The following is a 19,339-nucleotide window of genomic DNA, read 5'->3' as shown; positions in this document are numbered from 1 at the left end:
CCAGCTCTCTCCGCGGAGCGCCGGGCATCGCCACGGCCGCCGCGCCCTCAACCGCCGGGATGCACCCAGGGGTTGGGACGGCACTTGACCCCGTCGACGTTCAGCGACTTCGTCTGCTGCTGCATCACGGGCGCGAGCTCTCCGGCGGTCCGGCAGTTCACGTGACCGTGTCCGAGGCGGTGACCGACCTCGTGATTGATGAGCATCTGGCGATACGGGAACATCGCCTTCGCGCCGTACGTCGACGAGCCCTGCGCCCACCGGTAGGCATTGATCATCACGCGGTCGGTCGACGCCGAGTCGCAGCTGACGTTGTCGACCGAGGTGTCCAGATCCGACTTGGCGCACCAGACGTTCGTGGTGCCGGGGCTCGCGAGCGTGATGACGAACTCGGGCTGGCCGGAGGAGATCCGCTCGAAGGTCATCGCGCCGTCGTGCGCCCAGCTCCGCTCGTCGTTCAGGGTCCGCTGCACGGCCCCGGCGAACAGCGCGCCGTCCAGGCCGAGCCCCTTCTCGATGTCCACCCGGTAGCGGATCTTTCGGCCGTTGCCGGGCGCCTTCTGAAGGCCCGGCACCGCCTCGAACGAGCCGTCGGCGGTGAGCTTCGGGTCCATCTGGAACTGCGTGGCCATCAGCTGCGCGTACGTGACGGGCGCCGCGGGCTTCGCCTGCTCTGCGGGCGGCGGCACCTGCCGGTTCTGGGAGCGCGAGGCCGAGCCGTCGCTGCCCCGCTTCTCACCGGAGGCGGCGGCACCGGCCTTGTCGGAGCCGTCGGAGGCGACCTGGCCGGCCACCACCACGGCGAGCACCGTGGTCACCGCGGCGGCGGCGATCCCGGTGAAGGTGCGCCCCTTGCCGCCCTTGGGCCGCTCCTCGTCGGGGGTCCCGGCGTCCGCCGGTCCCGCCCCGGTGTCCTGGTCGTACGCATCGCCCCAGGTGGTGACGGAGGCGTAGGCGTCCTGGCGCCCGCCGTGCTGCGGCTCGTCGAAGGCCTCGACGAAGTCCCGGCGCGGGCCGGGGATGCGGGCGGCCGTCGCCGTACGCGGAAAGGACTGCGGGCGCTGTGCGCCGGCAGTGTCCTGACGGTTGCCGTAGTCCTGCGGGCCGCCCCAGCCGCCGCCGGCCTCACGCTGCTCGGGGTGCCCGCCGCGCGTCTGCGCCGGCCCGTGGCCCGCGGGCGCGTGCTCGGCCCCGGACAGGCCTCGCCTGCGCCGTCCACCGCCGGGACCCGATGGCACGGGCTCCAGTTCGCCGGTGTCGTAGGCACCGGTGTCGTATGCGCCGGACCCGCGGTCCGGACCTGAGCCCTTGGGTGCGGGGCCCTTACGGCTGTGTCGTCCCACGGCCCCGGATCAGCTCCTACCGCAGTCGTCGAGCAGTTCCCGAACGGCCTGGGCGACCGTCTGCGGGTACTCCATCATGGCAACGTGTCCCGCGTCCGGCAGAGTCAGCAGCCGGGAGTCGCGGAAAGCCGCCGCCGCCCTGCGGGCCATCCGGTAGGACACGAGCTGGTCCCGCCCGCCGTACACCAGAAGGGTCGGCGCGAGGACCCGCTCCGCCTGCCGCCACAGTCCGTGCTGGCCGCCGAGCGTGTAGGCGTCGACGATACCGCGCGCCGAGCGGGCCATCGCGTCCCAGAAGTACGGCAGTTGTACGCGGCGCTCCATCTCCTCCACCGCGTTGTGCAGTGCTTCGTCGGAGACACGGGTGGGGTCTCCGTAGCAGAGCGCCATCACACCCCTGGTGCGCTGTTCGGCCGTCCAGTCCTTCGACAGGCGCCTGAACAGCGCTGCCACGCCCGGCAGCGCGAGCAGGGCGGTGGGCACCGCGGAGCGCTGCACCCGCAGTTCGGGCAGCGCGGGCGAGACGAGTGTGAGGGTGCGCACAAGGTCGGGTCGCACGGCCGCGACGCGGGTGGAGACCGCGCCGCCGAGCGAATTGCCGATGAGGTGCACCGGGCCCCGGCCGGAGGCGTCGAGGTGGCGGATGACCGCGCGGGCATGTCCGGTCACCGAGTAGTTGCCGTCGTCCGGCGGCGGTGAGTCCCCGAAGCCGGGCAGGTCGAGCGCCTCGCCGTCCACGACATCCTCGAGCAGCGGCATCAGGCCCGACCAGTTCTGCGAGGAGCCGCCCAGCCCGTGCACGTACAGGGCAGGCGGCAGCCCGGTGCGCGCCGGCGGCCGGGATCTCACGGTGAGGGTGAGCCCGGGCAGGGAGACGGAGCGGAGTTTCTCCCCGTCCGCCACCCGCACGGCCGCGACCTTGGGGTCCGCCGCGGCTGCGACGGCCTGAACGCCCGGAAGCTCGGTCGAAGACATGCGGGCAATGTTACGAGACGATCACACCGTGGTTCATGTGTTCGGCGTCACACACCGCATAGCGCTGCCCAGAAGTAGCTCCTAGGCTCGTAGGAAAGCACCTCTCCAGGGAAAGCGGTGCCCCATGTCCGATGACCCGACCGAACCGGAAACGTTCGGAGACGACGAGGTTCCGGAACTGGACGAGGAGGTCCCCGAGGCCGACGCCGTGGAGCAGTACACGCGGGTGGACCCCGAGGACACCGATGATCCACTGCCGCTCCCCGGGCTGGACCCGGTGGAGGAGGTGAACGAGGCCGATGCGGCGGAACAGGCCCGTGTCGTCCCCCTCGACGAGGACGACTACCGGTGAGGTGACCCTCTTTGCCCCCGAATAGGGAGCTACCGCGACTGTCCGGTCCGTGAAATTCTGCGTCCGCAGCACGCACAGCCGGGTTACCCAAAAGTACGATGGCGGCGCGGCGCACAGCGCGCACGGAACGATTTTGGGAGGCGGCGTGACAGCCATCGAGCAGACAGAGGCGGCGCGCCCGCGAGGCACGCGTCTGCCACGCCGAGCCCGCAGGAACCAGCTCCTGGGCGCCGCCCAGGAGGTTTTCGTCGCCCAGGGCTACCACGCGGCCGCCATGGACGACATCGCCGAGCGGGCGGGCGTCAGCAAGCCCGTGCTCTACCAGCACTTCCCGGGCAAGCTCGAGCTCTATCTCGCGCTGCTCGACCAGCACTGCGAATCGCTGCTGCTCGCGGTCCGTACGGCGCTCGCGTCGACGTCGGACAACAAGCAGCGTGTGGCGGCCACCATGGACGCCTACTTCGCCTACGTCGAGGACGAGGGCGGCGCCTTCCGGCTGGTCTTCGAGTCGGACCTGACCAACGAGCCCGCGGTGCGTGAGCGCGTCGAGCGCGTCTCGCTCCAGTGCGCCGAGGCCATCTCGGACGTGATCGCGGAGGACACCGGTCTGTCGAAGGACGAGTCGATGCTGCTCGCCGTCGGCCTCGGCGGTGTCTCGCAGGTCGTGGCCCGGTACTGGCTCGCCAGCGCGTCCGACATCCCGCGGGACACGGCGGTGCAGCTGCTGACCTCACTGGCCTGGCGCGGCATCGCGGGATTCCCGCTGCACGGCGCGGAGCAGCACTGAGCGCGGAGCACCACCGGCGGACGGACGGAGGGTGTTCGCTCCTGGCGTTCACCGACGGCTCTGCCCGGTCCGCTCGCCGGGCTAGTGTGTGCTGCGTACGGCGCGGCTGACCGCGCACCTCACTGACCGTTCGGAGGGACATAGCCGTGGAGGTCAAGATCGGCGTGCAGCACGCGCCCCGGGAGATCGTTCTGGAGAGCGGGCAGTCCGCCGAGGACGTCGAGCGCGCCGTGGGAGACGCGCTGGCCGGCAAGGCGCAGCTGCTCAGCCTCTCGGACGACAAGGGTCGCAAGGTCCTGGTGCCGGCCGACCGTATCGCCTACGTCGAGATCGGCGAACCGGCGGCACGGCGGGTGGGATTCGGCGCGCTCTAGAGCGTCGCCGTCCACCGGCAGGAAGAGTGAGAAGGGCCCGGCGGGATTCCCGCCGGGCCCTTCTCACTACCTGCTCATCAGCCCCTCGCGGAGGGTTGTTCTGCATGGTCGCCGGGTAGGACGGGCTACGACCGCGTAGCCCGTACCGACGTCCGCGAGGTGATCAGCAGTGTTGATGGAAGCGCTCGGTTCGGTTCTGCTCGGACTCGCCCTCGCGTGGGCCGCCGACCGCCATCTGTCCGACCGCCTTCCGGCCCGCCGCGTGGTCTTCGTCTCGGGTCCGCTCGGCGCCCTCTTCGGTGCCTATGTGACGCATGCCGCGCTCGGCCCCGGCCATCTGCCGGCCACGCTCGTCGGTGCCGTGATGATCGCGGCCGTGCTGCTCTCGCTGCTGATCCGGCCGTCAGGACGCAGGCTTCGTCGCGCTTTCCCTCTCTGAGGGAACGCGGGCGGGCGGCCGGATCGGGCCGGCCGCCCCGGAAGCGGTGATGTCCGACACGTCAGGCCGCGAGGCCCAGCGCCGCCATCCGCTTGGTGTGCGCCTTGGTGATCCGGGAGAACATCTCGCCCACCGCCGCCAGGTCGAAGCCGTCCGCGACACCGCCGACGAGCATCGTGGAGAGCGCGTCGCGGTCCGCCACCACTCGCTGCGCCTGCGAGAGCGCCTCCCCCATCAGGCGCCGGGCCCACAGCGCGAGCCGGCCGCCGACGCGCGGATCCGCCTCGATGGCGGCGCGCACCTTCTCGACGGCGAAGTTGCCGTGGCCCGTGTCGTCGAGCACGGCGAGCACGAGCGAGCGGGTGTCGGAGTCCAGGTGGGCCGCGACCTCCCGGTAGAAGTCGGAGGCGATCGAGTCGCCGACGTACGCCTTGACCAGGCCTTCCAGCCAGTCGGACGGCGCCGTCTGACGGTGGAAGTCGTCCAGGGCCTGGGCGAAGGGCTCCATGGCCGCGGTCGGCTCGGCCTCGACGGCCGTCAGCCGGTCACGCAGCTGCTCGAAGTGGTGGAACTCCGCGGACGCCATCTTCGCCAGCTCCGCCTTGTCGCCGAGCGTGGGCGCGAGCTTCGCGTCCTCGGCCAGCCGCTCGAAGGCCGCGAGCTCGCCGTACGCGAGTGCTCCGAGCAGATCCACCACGGCGGCGCGGTACTGCGGGTCGGCGGACGCCGTGGCCCAGTCCTGGGCGGCGATTCCGGTGTGTTCAGTGGCGTTGTCAGGCGTCTCCATGGAGCGCACAATAGCCCGCCCCACAAGGGGCGTAAGGGGCTGGTCAGCCATGCCGCGATCCCGGTTCCCGTGAATTCACCCAACACACATGCGCGAATCCGGGGTACAGTGGTAATGCGCCTGCTGAGCGTTTTGGGTACTCGGTGGGCGATCGCAGTGTTTGACTGAGGGATTCACTTCCCTCTTACCCCTTGTGGATGCCCGGTCGGTGGCACGATCGGCTCCGAACCGACCGCCCTCCGCGCGGACCGTGCGCAGAATCGCGCACGACCGCAGATGAGGGGCCCCCTCAGCGGTACGACGCTCGAGCGACGGCAGTGGTCCCGCACCATCCGGCCAACCCACGGCCGGCCCAGTACCCCGGTGCGGTACGACCCCCATCGTTCGCCTCGCGCCGCGTCTCACAGAAGAGGCAGCACCCTGACTACGACTTTCCGGGATCTTGGGATCCTTCCCGAGACCGCCGAGGCCCTCGAAGCCGTCGGCATCCTGTCCCCGTTCCCCATCCAGGAGATGACGCTCCCCGTCGCGCTCTCCGGCACCGACGTCATCGGCCAGGCCAAGACCGGCACCGGCAAGACGCTCGGTTTCGGCCTGCCGCTGCTGGAGCGCGTCACCGTCCCCGCGGACGTCGAGGCCGGCCGGGCGAAGCCCGAGCAGCTCACCGACGCCCCCCAGGCGCTCGTGGTGGTTCCCACCCGCGAGCTGTGCACGCAGGTCACCAACGACCTGCTGACCGCCGGCAAGGTGCGTAACGTCCGCGTTCTCGCCATCTACGGCGGCCGCGCCTACGAGCCGCAGGTCGAGGCCCTCAGGAAGGGCGTCGACGTGATCGTCGGCACCCCCGGACGGCTGCTCGACCTGGCCGGCCAGAAGAAGCTCGATCTCTCCCACGTCCGGGCGCTCGTGCTCGACGAGGCGGACGAGATGCTCGATCTGGGCTTCCTGCCCGACGTCGAGAAGATCATCCAGCAGCTGCCGGCGAAGCGCCAGACGATGCTGTTCTCGGCGACCATGCCGGGTGCGGTCATCGGTCTCGCCCGTCGCTACATGTCGCAGCCCACCCACATCAGCGCGACCTCGCCGGACGACGCGGGTGCGACCGTGGCGAACACCACGCAGCGCATCTACCGCGCGCACTCCATGGACAAGCCGGAGCTCGTCTCCCGGATCCTCCAGGCCGACGGCCGGGGCCTGGCGATGATCTTCTGTCGTACCAAGCGCACCGCCGCGGACATCGCCGAGCAGCTGGCCCGTCGTGGCTTCGCCTCCGGCGCGGTCCACGGCGACCTGGGCCAGGGCGCGCGTGAGCAGGCGCTCCGGGCGTTCCGCAACGGCAAGGTGGATGTCCTCGTCTGCACCGACGTCGCCGCTCGCGGTATCGACGTCGAGGGCGTGACGCATGTCATCAACTACCAGTCGCCCGAGGACGAGAAGACCTACCTCCACCGCATCGGCCGCACCGGCCGCGCGGGCGCGAAGGGTACGGCCGTCACGCTCGTGGACTGGGACGACATCCCCCGCTGGCAGCTGATCAACAAGGCGCTGGACCTGGGCTTCCCGGACCCGCCGGAGACGTACTCCACGTCCCCGCACCTGTTCGAGGAGCTGGGCATTCCGGCGGGCACGAAGGGCGTCCTCCCCCGCGCCGAGCGCACCCGCGCCGGTCTCGCGGCGGAAGAGGTCGAGGACCTGGGCGAGACCGGCGGGCGTTCCCGCAGGTCGGCTCCCACGGCCACGGTCACCGAGGAGCGCCCGCCGCGCACGCGGACCCCGCGCCAGCGCCGTCGTACGAGGGCCGGCGAGCCCGCGGCGACGGACGAGGCCCTCTCCGCGTCGGCTCCGGCGGCTCCCTCGGAGCAGTCGACCGAGGCCCGCACCCCGAGGCGTCGTCGTCGCACCCGTGTGGGCGCGCCGGCGGAGTCCGTCGAGCAGGTCCTCACGCCGGTCACCACGGTCCCCGAGGCACAGCCGGAGGCCGAGGCGGAGACCAAGCCGCGCCGCCGCCGCTCCCGCGCCGTGAAGGCGGTGGACACGGTGGAGGCCGTCAAGACGGCCGAGGCCGAGGTCAAGCCCCGTCGCACCCGTGCGGCGAAGGCCACCGCCGTCGAGGACGTCGCGACCGCCGAGGCGCCTGAGGCCGAGACCAAGCCGCGGCGTCGCACCCGCGCGGCGAAGGTCGTGGACACGGCGGCAGCCGTGGAGACGGCCGAGGCCGAGGTCAAGCCGCGCCGCACCCGTGCGGCGAAGGCCACCGCCGTCGCGGCCGAGGCTCCGGTCGAGGAGGCCGCGGCCCCGCGCCGTCGCACCCGCACCCGGAAGGCCGCTCAGCCCGAGAGCTGACACAGCCCGCTCCGTACGGCCCGGCCCCTTGTGGGGGCCGGGCCGTCGGCGTTCTCCGGCCGTCCGCACGGAAGCCGGGCGATATGCCCCCGCAACGCGCCCGGCACCCGCCGCAGTTAACCTCGTCGCATGAGCCGGCCCCCCACTTTCGTCCCGCCGCCCTGCGCCCGGTCCCGCGTCCTCGCCACCTCCCGTGGGGACTTCGCCGTGCTCGACGCCCGGCCGGACGGCGAGACGGTCAGGGGAACGGCTCTCCTGCTGCCCGGCTTCACCGGCAGCAAGGAGGACTTCATCGTCCTTCTGGAGCCCCTCACCGCCGCCGGGTACCGCGTCGTCTCCGTCGACGGGCGCGGCCAGTACGAGAGCGAGGGGCCCGCCGAGCAGGAGGCCTACGCGCAGGAGGCACTGGCGCGGGATGTGCTCGCCCAGGCGGAGGCCGTCCGCGAGGGGGACGTCGGCGACGGCTCCCTGCATCTCCTCGGCCACTCGCTCGGCGGACAGATCGCCCGGGCCGCCGTGCTGATGGATCCCTCCCCCTTCCGCACCCTCACGCTGATGTCCTCCGGGCCCGCGCGGATCAGCTCCGAGCAGCGGGAACGGGTGAAGCTGCTCAGCGACGCACTCGCGGTCATGCGGATGGAGCAGGTCTGGGAGGCGATGAGGACGCTCGACCCTCCGGTCGACACCGACACCGACCCGAAGAACGGCGAGGACCTGCGGCATCGCTGGCTGAGCAACAACCCGCTGCAACTGATCGCCACGGGTGGTCAGCTGACCGGGGAGCCCGACCGGGTGGACGAACTGGCCGCCCTGCGAGCGCTCCCCAAGCATGTGCTGAGCGGGGAGACCGACGACGCCTGGCCCGTACCCCTCCTCGACGCGATGGCGGAGCGCCTCGGCGCCCACCGGACGGTCATCGCGGGGGCCGAGCACTCCCCCAACACCGACCGCCCGCAGGAGACCGCGGCGGCGATCAAGGCCTTCTGGGACCGGCACTGAGGGGACTCGGTGCCCAGAGGGCCGCGGCCGCGGCTTCAGTACTGGGACTGCAGGTGCTGCCAGAACCCGTCCCGCAGGGCCCGCCTCAGCACCGCGTGCCCGCGCAGCGACCGCTGGAGCACCCGCTCCGCCTCGATCAGCAGGTCCTGGTCCACCGGGCCGGGCAGATAGGGGTGGCCCGGCAGCAGCTCGGCCATGGGCTCCCGGCCGCGTTCGGCCAGCCAGGTCGCCGCGATCTGGGCCCCGACGAACCGCACCTCGTCGCGTGAGGGCGGTGGCGCCCCCTCGTTCTCGTACGTCGTGACGGGCCGGCGGGTGATGTAGGGCCGGCAGAAGTCCAGATCGAAGGTCCGCTGGCTGTCCACCTCCCAGAGCAGCGGCTCGGCCTGATTGCGTCCGTCGGAGGCCTCGATGCCCCACAGATGGACACGTGCGCCGTAGCCCTGTGCCGCTTCGACCGCCGACACGAGGTCCTCGTCACCGCCCACCAGGGCCGCGTCACTGATCGCCCGGTGGCGTGCGAGCGACTCCAGGTCCGTACGGATGAGGGAGTCGACGCCCTTCTGCTGGTTGTTGGCGTTGAGGTTGCCCAGCCGCACCTTGACGTCGGGAAGCTCGGCGATCGACTGCTGCTCCGCGGTATGGATCCGTCTGCGGGCGCCGTCGTACCAGTAGACGCGGAGCAGCCGGCTGTCGGCGAAGATCGTGCGGGCCTTGTCGATGAAGGCCTCGATGAGCCCTTCCGCGTCCAGGTCGAACGAGCGCCGGTCCTCGGTGCCCGCCACAAGCAACCCGGCCGCAGCATAGACGTAACCCGCGTCGACGAAGATGGCATGTGTGGACGGGGTCTTGGCGACCTCGGCGAGCATGCGAAGGAGCAGCTCGTTGGTGCGCTCCAGGCGGGCGCCGATCTCGTTGTTCTCTGCGTCGTTCATACGGAACTCATTCTCCGTGGGCCCGCCCGTACCTGCCAGTAGTTAGGCATCCGAAAATTTTCCTTAGCGTAGGGAATGTTTGAAGGGTGCACGAGAGTTGTAGACGTACAGAACACGAACGAACACAGACGGGTATCCGTCGCCAGTAGTTCTCCAGCAGGAGGATCAGACGAAGGGAGAAGCCATGCGCTTCGAAATCATGCGACTCGACGACGTCACCGGCACCGCCGTGGACAGCACCGTCGTGGACGCCGCCTCCGTCAACCGGATCGTGCAGCAGGCCGCAGCGACTGGCCAGCGCATCTACATCCGCCCGGCAGAAACCGCGGCCCTGTAAGCCACACAGCAGGGCCGGAGCAGTACCGACGACGCAGCGCCCCCGTACGGATGATCCGTACGGGGGCGCAGGTGTGTGCGGGCAGTGCCGGTGCGCGACGCGTGCGGGACCGCCTCAGGAGCTCTGGATGACCTGGGTGATGCCGTTGATGATCTGCTGCACGGCGATCGCGGAGAGCATCATGCCGGCCAGTCGCGTCACCAGGACGACACCGCCTTCCTTGATCAGCCGGATGATCACCAGCGAGTAGCGCATGGTCACCCACAGCACCACGTGCATGGCGACGATCGCCGCCCACACCGAGACCTGCTGGGACGCCCCGTTCGCGTGCTGCACGGCGAGAATCACCGAGACGATGGCGCCGGGCCCGGCCAGCAGCGGCATGCCGAGCGGTACGAGCGCGACGTTGACGTCCTTGGTCTGCTTCGGCTCGTCCGTCTTCCCGGTCAGCAGGTCGAGCGCGATGAGCAGCAGGAGCAGACCGCCCGCGATCATCAGCGCGGGGACGGAGACATGCAGATAGTCCAGGATCTGCTGCCCCAGGATGCCGAAGACGGTGATCACACCGAAGGCCACGGCGACCGCCTGCCACGCCATTCGGCGCTGCACCTTGGCGGGCCGCCCGGAGGTGAGGGCGAGGAAGATCGGGGTGATCCCGGGGGGATCCATGATCACGAAGAGGGTCAGGAAGAGGGAACCGAAAACGGCAACGTCGAACACGGTGAGGCCTAGCGGGAAGAGGGGTGGAACGGAGGGAAGGCAGGAAGAGGGTCTGCGCAGGGCGGGCCGGTCGGCGCGCCACGCAGCCCGCTCCGAACGTCACAGAGCGGCAGAGCCTGCGGACACGACCTAGAGGCGTACTCCGCCGGTGCCGGGCACCGGGAAAGCACCGGTCGCCCGCCGGATGATCTCGCCGTAGATCTCCGGGTCGGTCGTGAACTCTCCGAGCTCGCAGGCCTTGCGGCTGCCGTGGTAGTCGCTCGATCCCGTGGTCAGCAGTCCCAGCTCGGCGGCAAGACCGCGCAGGCGTACGCGGGTGGGCTCGTCGTGGTCCATGTGGTCGACCTCGATGCCGTCGAGACCGGCGGCGGCCAGTTCGGCTATCGCCTTCTCGGGCACCGTACGGCCGCGCTGGGCGGCTGCGGGGTGTGCGAAGACGGCCACTCCCCCGGCGGCCTTGACCAGCCGGATCGCCCTGAAGGGGTCCAGTTCGTGCTTGGTGATGTGCGCACGGCCGCCGTCGGCGATCCACTCGGGGGTGAAGGCGTCCGAGACGGTCGGCACGACACCGAGCTCGACGAGCGCGGAGGCGATATGCGGTCGCCCGACGGAACCCTCTCCGGCGATCCGCGCGACGAGGTCCCACTCGACGGGTACGCCGAGCTCCTGGAGCTTGGTGACCATCGCACGGGCGCGTGGCACCCGGTCGTCGCGTACGAGCTCGCGCTCGCGCAGCAGATCCGGCTCGTCCGGGTCGAAGAGGTACGCCAGCAGATGCAGGCTGACCCCGTCGAGGGCGCAGGAGATCTCGGCGCCGGTGACCAGCGTCAGCCCCGCTGCAGGGAGCGCGTGGAGCGCGGCGATCGCCTCGGCGTGCCCGCGGGTGCTGTCGTGGTCGGTGAGTGCGACCACGTCCAGTCCGGCGGCAGCGGCCTTGCGGACCAGCTCGGCCGGGGTGTCCGTGCCGTCCGACGCCGTGGAGTGGGTGTGCAGATCGATGCGCACGACGCGAGGCTCCAGGGGCGGTGGGCGGACAGGGGACGGTCAAGTGTATCGGGCATCCGAACACCGTCGGGACGGGTGCGGGGCGGCCCTCACCCCGGCGTCAGCCTTCCACGAGCCGCATGCCCACGACCCACGTGTTCACGACCCACGTGTTCACGACAGCAGCCGCGGCGACAGGGCCCCACAGGGAAGCAGTTCCACTTCCGCGCCCGCGTCCCGCAGATCGGTGAGGACCAGTTCGTCGTACATCAGCAGCCCGGTCTGCTCCGGCCAGACGATCGCCCAGAGCCACAGCCCGCGCGCCTCGCCCGCGAAGACGGCCCGGTCGTCGGGCGCCCCCGCGACATGCCACAGCGGCGTCGGCCGGCCGGCCGCGAGCACCTTGGCCTGCGGGGGTTTCTCCACACTGATGTAGTGGCCCGGGTCGGGGCCGTCGATCCCGGCGTAGCGCGCTCCGAGTCCGACGCCCAACTCCTCGGCGACGAGAATCAGTTCGCCCAGCCCGCCGAGCGGGCCCGGTCCCGAACAGGCCACTGCGGTGGCCCGCCCTCCGCTGCGGTCGTCGCCGGCGTAGGCCACGCCGCTGAAGAGCCAGCCGACGGGCAGCGGCCACGGCATCCAGACGGGGACCTTCGCGCGGTGCACCACCACATCCAGGGCCTCGACACTGGGCGGGATCACCGGCTGCAGCGGGTGCACCGTGCCGTGCACATCGCACTGCCAGGAGTCGGCGAAGAGACCGGGCGCCCTGACCCGGCCACCGCACTTCGGGCAACTGGGTTCGCCCCTCATACAGCCCAACGGTCCTACCCGGCCGTCCTGCCGTCAAGGACGATCACCGGCTCGGCGTGAGCTTCCACCCGGGAAAAGTAGATGCATCTTGCATTCATTAGGCTGGCTAACCTATTGTGTGTACAGCACAACGATCTACTCGAGAAGTCTGCAGAGGAGCTGTCCATGCGTGGAGAGGATCCGTTCGACAAGGGAGCGCCCAGCATCCTGCGCCAGCCCAAGGCCGTCTGGGCGACGGCGGGCGCATCGGTGGTGGCCTTCATGGGCATCGGCCTGGTGGACCCGATCCTGCCGTCCATCGCCAAGGGCCTGGAGGCGACGCCCAGCCAGGTGTCGCTCCTGTTCACCTCGTACTTCCTCATCACCGCCGTCGCGATGCTGGTGACCGGTTTCGTCTCCAGCCGTATCGGCGGTCGCAAGACCCTGCTCGCGGGGCTGACGCTCGTCATCGTCTTCGCCGCCCTGTCCGGGACCTCCGGCTCGGTCGGCGAACTGGTCGGCTTCCGGGCAGGCTGGGGGCTCGGCAACGCCCTCTTCGTCTCGACCTCGCTCGCCGTCATCGTCGGTGCCGCCGCCGGCGGCAGCGCGGCGGCGATCCTGCTGTACGAGTCGGCACTCGGCCTCGGCATGGCTTGCGGCCCGCTGCTCGGTGCCGTGCTCGGCGACGCCAGCTGGCGCTACCCGTTCTTCGGCACCGCCGCCCTGATGGCCGTCGGTTTCGTGTGCATCGCGGTCTTCCTGAAGGAGCAGCCCACACCGGCCCGCAAGACCTCGCTGCTCGACCCCATCAAGGCACTCGGCCACGGCGGGCTCGCGTCCGCCGCCGCGTCGGCGTTCTTCTACAACTACGCGTTCTTCACGGTGCTGGCCTTCACGCCGTTCGTGCTGAACATGAGCCCGTACAGGTCCGGAGCGGTGTTCTTCGCGTGGGGCGTGCTGCTCGCGGTCTTCTCGGTGCTGGTCGCGCCCCGGCTCCAGCGGCGCTTCGGCTCGCTCAAGGTGCTGGGCGGCTCGCTGCTGCTGCTCGCCGCGGACCTCGTGATGCTCGGATACGGCAGCCACACCGCGGCCGTCGTCGGCACGATCGTCTCCGGCGCCTTCATCGGCCTGAACAACACCGTCTTCACCGAACTGGCGCTCGGCGTCTCGGACGCGCCGCGACCGGTGGCCAGCGCCGGGTACAACTTCGTCCGCTGGTTCGCCGCGGCCGCGGCGCCGTTCTTCGCACCCAAGATCGAGGAATGGACCGACATCCACATCCCGTTCGTGGTGGCCGCCGTCGCGGCGGTGATCGGCGCGGGCATCGTGTGGGTACGGCGCACGTCTCTCAGCCACCAGGCGGAGGAACTCCGGCCGGTGCATGCCACCCAGGACGGTGTCACGGTCTTCGCCAACTGACGGCCGACACCAACCGGCTCCCGCAACACCCTGTCTGACATCGATTCAGAAAGGGTGCCCGGTAGCGGGGTTCAGTCCAGCGGTACGGACCTGCGCAGCGGATCGCGCAGGTCCGTACCGTGCGTCAGCCACCGCTCCTGGAGTTCCTGCGCCCCGTGCACCCGCTTCCAGGCCGCCTCGTTCGACGTCATCGGCAGCAGCGGAAGGAAGCGCACCGGGTCCATGGGGCCGGCCAGTTCGAGATCCTCGACGAGCCCCCCGGGCTCGGCCACCAGCACCGAGCTGAAGGCCGCCGCGGTCCACAGCGGTTCACCGACGTCCAGCGAGGCGCCGGGCGCCACGACGACACCCTCGACCTGGGGGGACGCGGCGAGTACGGCGAGCGGCCGCAGAGCCTTGTCGGTGTCGGCGAGCCCGGCCCGGACGGAGAGGATCAACTCGGCGCGCGGACCCTTCACCGGGTCGGCCAGCGCGGCCGTGGGATCGGTCATCGGATGGGCGGACATGCCGAGTGTGGCGTATCGCACGACGTCCCCTCCGTCGTGGTCCTCGCTCCGGAACCTCAGCACCTCGATACGGTCCGTACCCAGGAACGTCACCGCCGCGCGGGCGTCCGGCTCACCGAGTGCCGTACGCAACCGGGCCTCGACCAGATCAAGAACTTCTCCCATGCGGCGAGCATAAAGCGCGTATGGAACGGGCAAAACCAGGGATTGGCCCTGAGGCGACTGATAGTCTTGGCCGCTGGTCAGGGACGGCGCGCAGAAGCGTGCTCTCCAGTCCCCGACGTCATGACTGTCCCTCACGGGGGACTGGCCGGAGGAGGTGGGGCTGCGGTGGATCGAAGTCGATCGTGCAGTACCAACCGCCCTTCCGCACCGTGTGTCTCCCCGGCGACCTGCGTCTCCTGGGTGATCTGAGGCCTCACCGCAGCGGCCCCACGGCACTTCGCACGACGGAAGAGCACTTCGTTTTTGCCTGTCTGTAGCGAACGCCGTCACCGCGACCACGCGGTGCCGCCCGCTTTGCGGACGTACGCATCACGTCCCCATTCCGGGCTGTGCCACGCCACTCGCCGACGGCCTCTCCGTGAAGGAGCAAGCCATGTCGATGATCCGTGACCTGCGCGCCGCGGTCCGTCCGTCCCTGCGCAAGAGCAACGCCCCGTACAACACGTACGACACCACGCGGGACCCCTCCGCCTCCAGCGCCGTGGTCGACTGCGCGGTCTACCGCGACGGCAGGCGGCTGGAGACCGACGCCTGCCAGACGCCGCACGAGGCCATGCTCCGTGTGCGGGAGGGCGGCGGCTTCGCCTGGATCGGGCTGCACGAGCCGACCGAGGCCGAATTCGCCGGTATCGCGGCCGAGTTCGGACTGCACCCCCTCGCCGTCGAGGACGCGGTCCACGCCCACCAGCGGCCCAAGCTGGAGCGGTACGACGACACGCTCTTCACCGTCTTCAAGACCATCCACTATGTCGAGCACGCCGAACTCACCGCGACCAGCGAGGTCGTGGAGACCGGCGAGGTCATGTGCTTCACCGGCCGGGACTTCGTCATCACCGTCCGGCACGGCGGCAAGGGCTCGCTGCGGGCGCTGCGCCACGGGCTTCAGAAGGACGCCGAGCTGCTGGCGAAGGGCCCCTCGTCGGTGCTGCACGCCATCGCCGACCATGTCGTCGACGGGTACATCGCGGTCGCGGGCGCGATGCAGGACGACATCGACGAGGTCGAGATCGATGTCTTCTCGGCGCCCGACAAGGGCAGCCCGCGCGGCAGCGACCCCGGACGGATCTACCAGCTCAAGCGCGAGGTGCTGGAGTTCAAGAGGGCCGTGTCGCCGCTGCTGCGGCCGATGCAGCTGCTCAGCGAGCGGCCGATGCGGCTGATCGACCCGGACATCCAGAAGTACTTCCGTGACGTCGCCGACCACCTCGCCCGGGTGCAGGAAGAGGTCATCGGCTTCGACGAGCTCCTCAACTCGATCCTCCAGGCCAATCTGGCGCAGGCGACGGTCGCCCAGAACGAGGACATGCGCAAGATCACCTCGTGGGCGGCGATCATCGCCGTGCCGACGGCGGTCTGCGGGGTGTACGGCATGAACTTCGACCACATGCCGGAGCTGCACTGGAAGTACGGCTACGCGGTGGTGATGACGGGCATCATCGGCGTCTGTCTCGTCATCCACCGCACCCTGAAGCGCAACGGCTGGCTGTAGTGCGTCGACCGGCAAGGTTTGCCGGGAGCTGCACTCGATAGGCTGCGCCCATGACCGAACCTTCCGCCCGCTCCACCGGGGACGTCGCACTCCCCGACCAGGCGCTCGTCGAGGAAGCCACCAAGAAGTCGGGCCTCGTCTGGGTCCGGGGCGGCGGTCCCGCGCGGGCGCTCTGGCACGTGTGGCACGAGGGCGCCCTGCATCTCGTGGGCGACGGGCCCGGCGAGCAGCCGCTGCCGCAGCTGGTGGACGGGGGTACGGCCGAGGTCACCGTGCGCAGCAAGGACAAGGGCGGACGGCTCGTCGTGTGGACGGCCGCGGTGTCCGAGCTGGAGCCGCACGCGCCGGCGTGGGAAGCGGCGGTCGCCGCGCTCAAGGGCAAGCGGCTGAACGCGCCGGACGCGGAGGTGATGACGGAGCGGTGGGCGCGCGAGTGCCGTGTCCTGCGACTCGAACCGCGCGCCGCGACCACGGACCTGGGATCCACCTCGCTGGCCGAGCCGCCGCTCCCGACGCCGGCGACGACCCGCCATCCGGCGCCTGCCGGGCTTCCGCGGCTGCTGGTCGGCCGTAAGAAGATGCGGGGCTGAGAGCTGCCGCGAGGGCGCCGGGGCGTATCCGTCCCGCTGCGCCCGAGCGGCCTGGTCCTCGGCCGCCCGGCCCACCATCGGCCTGAGCCCCAGCGGCCCGGGCCTCGGCCGCCCCGGCCTCAGTCGCCGGACGAGCCCGACTGGCTGTTCGTCTTCGGGAGCTGGCCGCCGTAGTCGACCGTCTCCTCCTTCGACGGCGCCTTGAGCGAGAAGTCCTTGCCCCAGTCCCCGAGCGTCAGCACACCCGCCCCGCCGGCCCGCGCGAACTGAAGGGGATAGGGCTCGCCCTCCAGGGAGACATCGAGCGTGCCGCCCGCGCCCTCCCCCGCCGTCACCTTGATCGCGCGGACACCGCCGACCTTCGTACGGTCGCCCTTGCTCAGCTCGCCCTGCATCCCGAGCAGTCCCCCGAGCAGGACGTCCATGTCCGTGAAGCCGCGGAACTGGTTGTACGCGGGATCGCCCTCGGGGACCTTCACGTACTTGTCGTCGAGCTTGTCCGCCGCCTCGTCGTCACTCTCGCCCGGCTTCGCGTCGCCCTTGCCGTCCTCGGGGTTCCAGAAACCCGCGTCGGCCTTCAGATAGAGCGCCTTCCCGATCCGCAGCAGTTCGAAGGTGTTGTCCTTCGAGGTGACGGAGCCGGTGCCGCCGTCGTGCTTCAGCCGCATGTTCAGCTTGTAGGTGCCGCCCTTGCTGACGAGGGTGCCCGACAGCCGTACGGCCGTCGCCGCGTCTGCCGCGGTCTTCGCCTTCGTCTCGATCTCGGCGGCGGAGAGCTTGCCGATTCCGTTGGTCCCCGCGTCGGGGTCCTCTCCTCCGCAAGCGGTGAGCGCCACGGCCAGTCCGGCGCACACGGCCACGGAGAGCGCGGCCCTGCGAGCCTGAGGAACCGGGGGGAGAAGAGTCACCGGCGCACTGCCTCTCATCTGCTTGTCATGGGTGGCAGACGGCAGCGTACCCGTGCGGAGCGGGCCGCTCCGCAGGGAGCCGTACGGACGTCGGCCAGGGGCGGCACGCATCGGTACGGGCTAGCCTGAAGCCCACGATCAGCGGCAAATCCCGGCGAAAACCGGCGAGCGAGGAGGGCGAAGACGGTGGCAGGCGCCCCTCGGATCTTCGTGTCCCACCTCGCGGGTGTGCCCGTCTTCGACCCGCAGGGCGACCAGGTGGGCCGGGTGCGCGACCTCGTCGCGATGCTGCGGGTGGGGCGGCGGCCGCCGCGGCTGCTCGGCCTGGTCGTCGAGGTGCTCAGCCGCCGCCGGATCTTCCTCCCGATGACCCGGGTCACCGGTGTGGAGTCCGGCCAGGTCATCACCACCGGCGTACTGAACGTGCGCCGGTTCGAGCAGCGGCCCACCGAGCGGCTGGTACTCGGTGAACTGCTCGACCGCCGCGTACAGCTGGTGGACAGCGGCGAGGAGGTCACCGTCCTCGACGTCTCGATCCAGCAGCTGCCGGCCCGCCGCGACTGGGAGATCGACAAGGCGTTCGTCCGCAAGGGCAGGGCGGGGGCGCTGCGGCGCAGAGGAGAGACCCTGACCGTCGAGTGGTCGGCGGTGACCGGCTTCTCGCTCGACGAGGACGCGCAGGGCGCCGAGAGCCTGGTCGCCACCTTCGAGCGGATGCGCCCGGCCGACCTCGCCAATGTGCTGCACCATCTCTCGCCGAAGCGGCGCGCGGAGGTCGCCGCCGCGCTCGACGACGACCGGCTGGCCGACGTGCTGGAGGAACTGCCGGACGACGACCAGATCGAGATCCTCGGCAAGCTCAAGGAGGAGCGGGCCGCCGACGTGCTGGAGGCCATGGACCCGGACGACGCGGCCGACCTGCTCTCCGAGCTGCCCGAGGAGGATCAGGAGCGTCTGCTCACCCTGATGCGGCCGGACGACGCCGCCGATGTGCGCCGGCTGCTGTCGTACGAGGAGCACACGGCCGGCGGCCTGATGACCACGGAGCCGATCGTGCTGCGGCCGGACGCCACGGTCGCCGACGCCCTGGCGCGTGTACGCCAGCAGGACCTCTCCCCCGCGCTCGCCGCGCAGGTGTACGTCTGCCGCCCGCCGGACGAGACGCCGACGGGCAAGTACCTCGGCACCGTCCACTTCCAGCGGCTGCTGCGCGACCCGCCGTTCACCCTGGTCAGTTCCCTCGTCGACAGCGATCTGCCGCCGCTGTCGCCGGGCACCCCGCTGCCGGCGGTCACCAGCTACCTCGCGGCGTACAACATGGTCGCGGCGCCGGTCGTCGACGAGGGCGGTTCGCTGCTCGGTGCGGTGACCGTCGACGACGTCCTGGACCATCTGCTGCCGGAGGACTGGCGGGAGACGGAGTTCGAGGAGTCCGCCCATGGGTAGCGGCGGCGAGTCCGGGCCGGGAGAGCGCGGCGACACGAGGGAGCGGCTCCCGTCGGGAGCGAGCGCCGCGCCCCGCCCGCGGGTCCGGCTCGACCAGCCCCGCGCGCCGCGGCGCGCTCTGCTGCCGGAGTACGACCCGGAGGCCTTCGGCCGGTTCTCCGAGCGGATCGCCCGCTTCCTGGGCACGGGACGGTTCATCGTCTGGATGACGGTGATCATCATCATGTGGGTGGTGTGGAACGTCAGCGCGCCCGCCGGTCTGCGCTTCGACGAGTACCCCTTCATCTTCCTGACCCTGATGCTGTCGCTCCAGGCGTCGTACGCCGCTCCGCTGATCCTGCTGGCGCAGAACCGCCAGGACGACCGCGACCGGGTCACCCACGAGCAGGACCGCAAGCAGAACGAGCGGTCGATCGCGGACACCGAGTACCTCACCCGGGAGATCGCCGCGCTGCGCATGGGCCTCGGCGAAGTGGCCACCCGCGACTGGATCCGCTCGGAACTCCAGGACCTCGTGAAGGAGATGGAGGAGCATCGCGCCGTATTCCCGTACGAGCGCGCCTCGCGGCGTGACGAAAGCGACCGCTGA

At 70.7% G+C, this 19,339-nt stretch carries 21 protein-coding genes; 12 read left to right on the top strand and 9 right to left on the bottom strand.

Annotated elements, in window-relative coordinates; all coding sequences use genetic code 11:
- Positions 1 to 47: 47 nt before the first annotated feature.
- Both ACQPWZ_RS23960 and ACQPWZ_RS23955 read right to left on the bottom strand, forming a co-directional pair.
- Entirely contained in the window at positions 48 to 1,343 is a 1,296-nt protein-coding gene (locus ACQPWZ_RS23960; RefSeq protein ID WP_433572341.1) for a DUF3152 domain-containing protein, read from the bottom strand.
- 9 nt (positions 1,344 to 1,352) lie between these two features.
- Positions 1,353 to 2,318: an alpha/beta fold hydrolase gene (locus ACQPWZ_RS23955; protein ID WP_340475221.1), complete on the bottom strand. Its 966-nt coding sequence runs from the start codon at positions 2,316 to 2,318 to the stop codon at positions 1,353 to 1,355.
- A 124-nt stretch (positions 2,319 to 2,442) separates the two neighbouring features.
- Between ACQPWZ_RS23955 and ACQPWZ_RS23950 the strand changes: the two genes are divergently transcribed.
- From ACQPWZ_RS23950 to ACQPWZ_RS23935, 4 genes are all read left to right on the top strand, one after another.
- Positions 2,443 to 2,670, top strand: coding sequence for a hypothetical protein (locus ACQPWZ_RS23950; protein WP_356705793.1), 228 nt, complete (start codon positions 2,443 to 2,445; stop codon positions 2,668 to 2,670).
- 145 nt (positions 2,671 to 2,815) lie between these two features.
- Positions 2,816 to 3,457: a TetR/AcrR family transcriptional regulator gene (locus ACQPWZ_RS23945; RefSeq protein WP_313944261.1), complete on the top strand. Its 642-nt coding sequence runs from the start codon at positions 2,816 to 2,818 to the stop codon at positions 3,455 to 3,457.
- Between the two features lie 146 nt (positions 3,458 to 3,603).
- Positions 3,604 to 3,831: a DUF3107 domain-containing protein gene (locus ACQPWZ_RS23940; protein ID WP_313944262.1), complete on the top strand. Its 228-nt coding sequence runs from the start codon at positions 3,604 to 3,606 to the stop codon at positions 3,829 to 3,831.
- Positions 3,832 to 4,006: 175 nt separating this feature from the next.
- Positions 4,007 to 4,270 (top strand): hypothetical protein, encoded by a 264-nt coding sequence (locus tag ACQPWZ_RS23935; protein WP_383242954.1) that lies wholly within the window; start codon positions 4,007 to 4,009, stop codon positions 4,268 to 4,270.
- 61 nt (positions 4,271 to 4,331) lie between these two features.
- Here the strand turns inward: ACQPWZ_RS23935 and ACQPWZ_RS23930 are convergent, their stop codons facing one another.
- Entirely contained in the window at positions 4,332 to 5,057 is a 726-nt protein-coding gene (locus ACQPWZ_RS23930) for a ferritin-like fold-containing protein (RefSeq protein WP_340475217.1), read from the bottom strand.
- A 276-nt stretch (positions 5,058 to 5,333) separates the two neighbouring features.
- Here ACQPWZ_RS23930 and ACQPWZ_RS23925 point away from each other — a divergent pair, with 276 nt between their 5' ends.
- Complete coding sequence (locus ACQPWZ_RS23925; protein ID WP_433572340.1) at positions 5,334 to 7,400, top strand: DEAD/DEAH box helicase; 2,067 nt, start codon at positions 5,334 to 5,336, stop codon at positions 7,398 to 7,400.
- A 129-nt stretch (positions 7,401 to 7,529) separates the two neighbouring features.
- Entirely contained in the window at positions 7,530 to 8,399 is an 870-nt protein-coding gene (locus ACQPWZ_RS23920; RefSeq protein WP_433572339.1) for an alpha/beta fold hydrolase, read from the top strand.
- A gap of 35 nt (positions 8,400 to 8,434) precedes the next feature.
- Here the strand turns inward: ACQPWZ_RS23920 and ACQPWZ_RS23915 are convergent, their stop codons facing one another.
- Positions 8,435 to 9,334, bottom strand: a complete 900-nt coding sequence (locus ACQPWZ_RS23915) for an NYN domain-containing protein (RefSeq protein ID WP_340475214.1) — start codon at positions 9,332 to 9,334, stop codon at positions 8,435 to 8,437.
- Positions 9,335 to 9,518: 184 nt separating this feature from the next.
- Between ACQPWZ_RS23915 and ACQPWZ_RS23910 the strand changes: the two genes are divergently transcribed.
- Positions 9,519 to 9,671, top strand: coding sequence for a hypothetical protein (locus ACQPWZ_RS23910; RefSeq protein ID WP_313944268.1), 153 nt, complete (start codon positions 9,519 to 9,521; stop codon positions 9,669 to 9,671).
- A gap of 114 nt (positions 9,672 to 9,785) precedes the next feature.
- On the opposite strand, the gene ACQPWZ_RS23905 is transcribed toward ACQPWZ_RS23910, so the two are convergent.
- The 3 genes from ACQPWZ_RS23905 to ACQPWZ_RS23895 all read right to left on the bottom strand — a co-directional run bounded on the left by ACQPWZ_RS23905 (position 9,786) and on the right by ACQPWZ_RS23895 (position 12,188).
- Positions 9,786 to 10,391, bottom strand: coding sequence for a MarC family protein (locus tag ACQPWZ_RS23905; protein WP_340475211.1), 606 nt, complete (start codon positions 10,389 to 10,391; stop codon positions 9,786 to 9,788).
- A gap of 129 nt (positions 10,392 to 10,520) precedes the next feature.
- Complete coding sequence (locus ACQPWZ_RS23900; RefSeq protein ID WP_405572534.1) at positions 10,521 to 11,396, bottom strand: PHP domain-containing protein; 876 nt, start codon at positions 11,394 to 11,396, stop codon at positions 10,521 to 10,523.
- A gap of 153 nt (positions 11,397 to 11,549) precedes the next feature.
- Entirely contained in the window at positions 11,550 to 12,188 is a 639-nt protein-coding gene (locus ACQPWZ_RS23895; protein ID WP_340475209.1) for a DUF6758 family protein, read from the bottom strand.
- A gap of 165 nt (positions 12,189 to 12,353) precedes the next feature.
- Here ACQPWZ_RS23895 and ACQPWZ_RS23890 point away from each other — a divergent pair, with 165 nt between their 5' ends.
- A complete protein-coding gene (locus ACQPWZ_RS23890; RefSeq protein WP_433572338.1) occupies positions 12,354 to 13,586 on the top strand; it encodes an MFS transporter in 1,233 nt (410 codons plus the stop codon).
- 71 nt (positions 13,587 to 13,657) lie between these two features.
- Here ACQPWZ_RS23890 and ACQPWZ_RS23885 read toward each other — a convergent pair whose 3' ends face one another.
- Positions 13,658 to 14,257, bottom strand: coding sequence for a suppressor of fused domain protein (locus tag ACQPWZ_RS23885; protein ID WP_340475207.1), 600 nt, complete (start codon positions 14,255 to 14,257; stop codon positions 13,658 to 13,660).
- A 433-nt stretch (positions 14,258 to 14,690) separates the two neighbouring features.
- Between ACQPWZ_RS23885 and ACQPWZ_RS23880 the strand changes: the two genes are divergently transcribed.
- Positions 14,691 to 15,806, top strand: coding sequence for a magnesium and cobalt transport protein CorA (locus ACQPWZ_RS23880; protein ID WP_340475206.1), 1,116 nt, complete (start codon positions 14,691 to 14,693; stop codon positions 15,804 to 15,806).
- Positions 15,807 to 15,856: 50 nt separating this feature from the next.
- Positions 15,857 to 16,396, top strand: coding sequence for a hypothetical protein (locus ACQPWZ_RS23875; protein ID WP_433572337.1), 540 nt, complete (start codon positions 15,857 to 15,859; stop codon positions 16,394 to 16,396).
- Between the two features lie 119 nt (positions 16,397 to 16,515).
- Here the strand turns inward: ACQPWZ_RS23875 and ACQPWZ_RS23870 are convergent, their stop codons facing one another.
- Entirely contained in the window at positions 16,516 to 17,304 is a 789-nt protein-coding gene (locus ACQPWZ_RS23870; RefSeq protein WP_340475204.1) for a hypothetical protein, read from the bottom strand.
- A 186-nt stretch (positions 17,305 to 17,490) separates the two neighbouring features.
- Here ACQPWZ_RS23870 and ACQPWZ_RS23865 point away from each other — a divergent pair, with 186 nt between their 5' ends.
- Positions 17,491 to 18,750, top strand: coding sequence for a magnesium transporter MgtE N-terminal domain-containing protein (locus tag ACQPWZ_RS23865; RefSeq protein WP_340475203.1), 1,260 nt, complete (start codon positions 17,491 to 17,493; stop codon positions 18,748 to 18,750).
- Entirely contained in the window at positions 18,743 to 19,339 is a 597-nt protein-coding gene (locus tag ACQPWZ_RS23860) for a DUF1003 domain-containing protein (protein WP_340475202.1), read from the top strand. The genes ACQPWZ_RS23865 and ACQPWZ_RS23860 overlap by 8 nt, the downstream gene beginning before the upstream one ends.

The organism is Streptomyces sp. CA-251247 (assembly GCF_050952975.1).
GTDB lineage: Bacteria > Actinomycetota > Actinomycetes > Streptomycetales > Streptomycetaceae > Streptomyces > Streptomyces achmelvichensis.
This window is presented reverse-complemented; position numbering and strand designations above follow the sequence as displayed.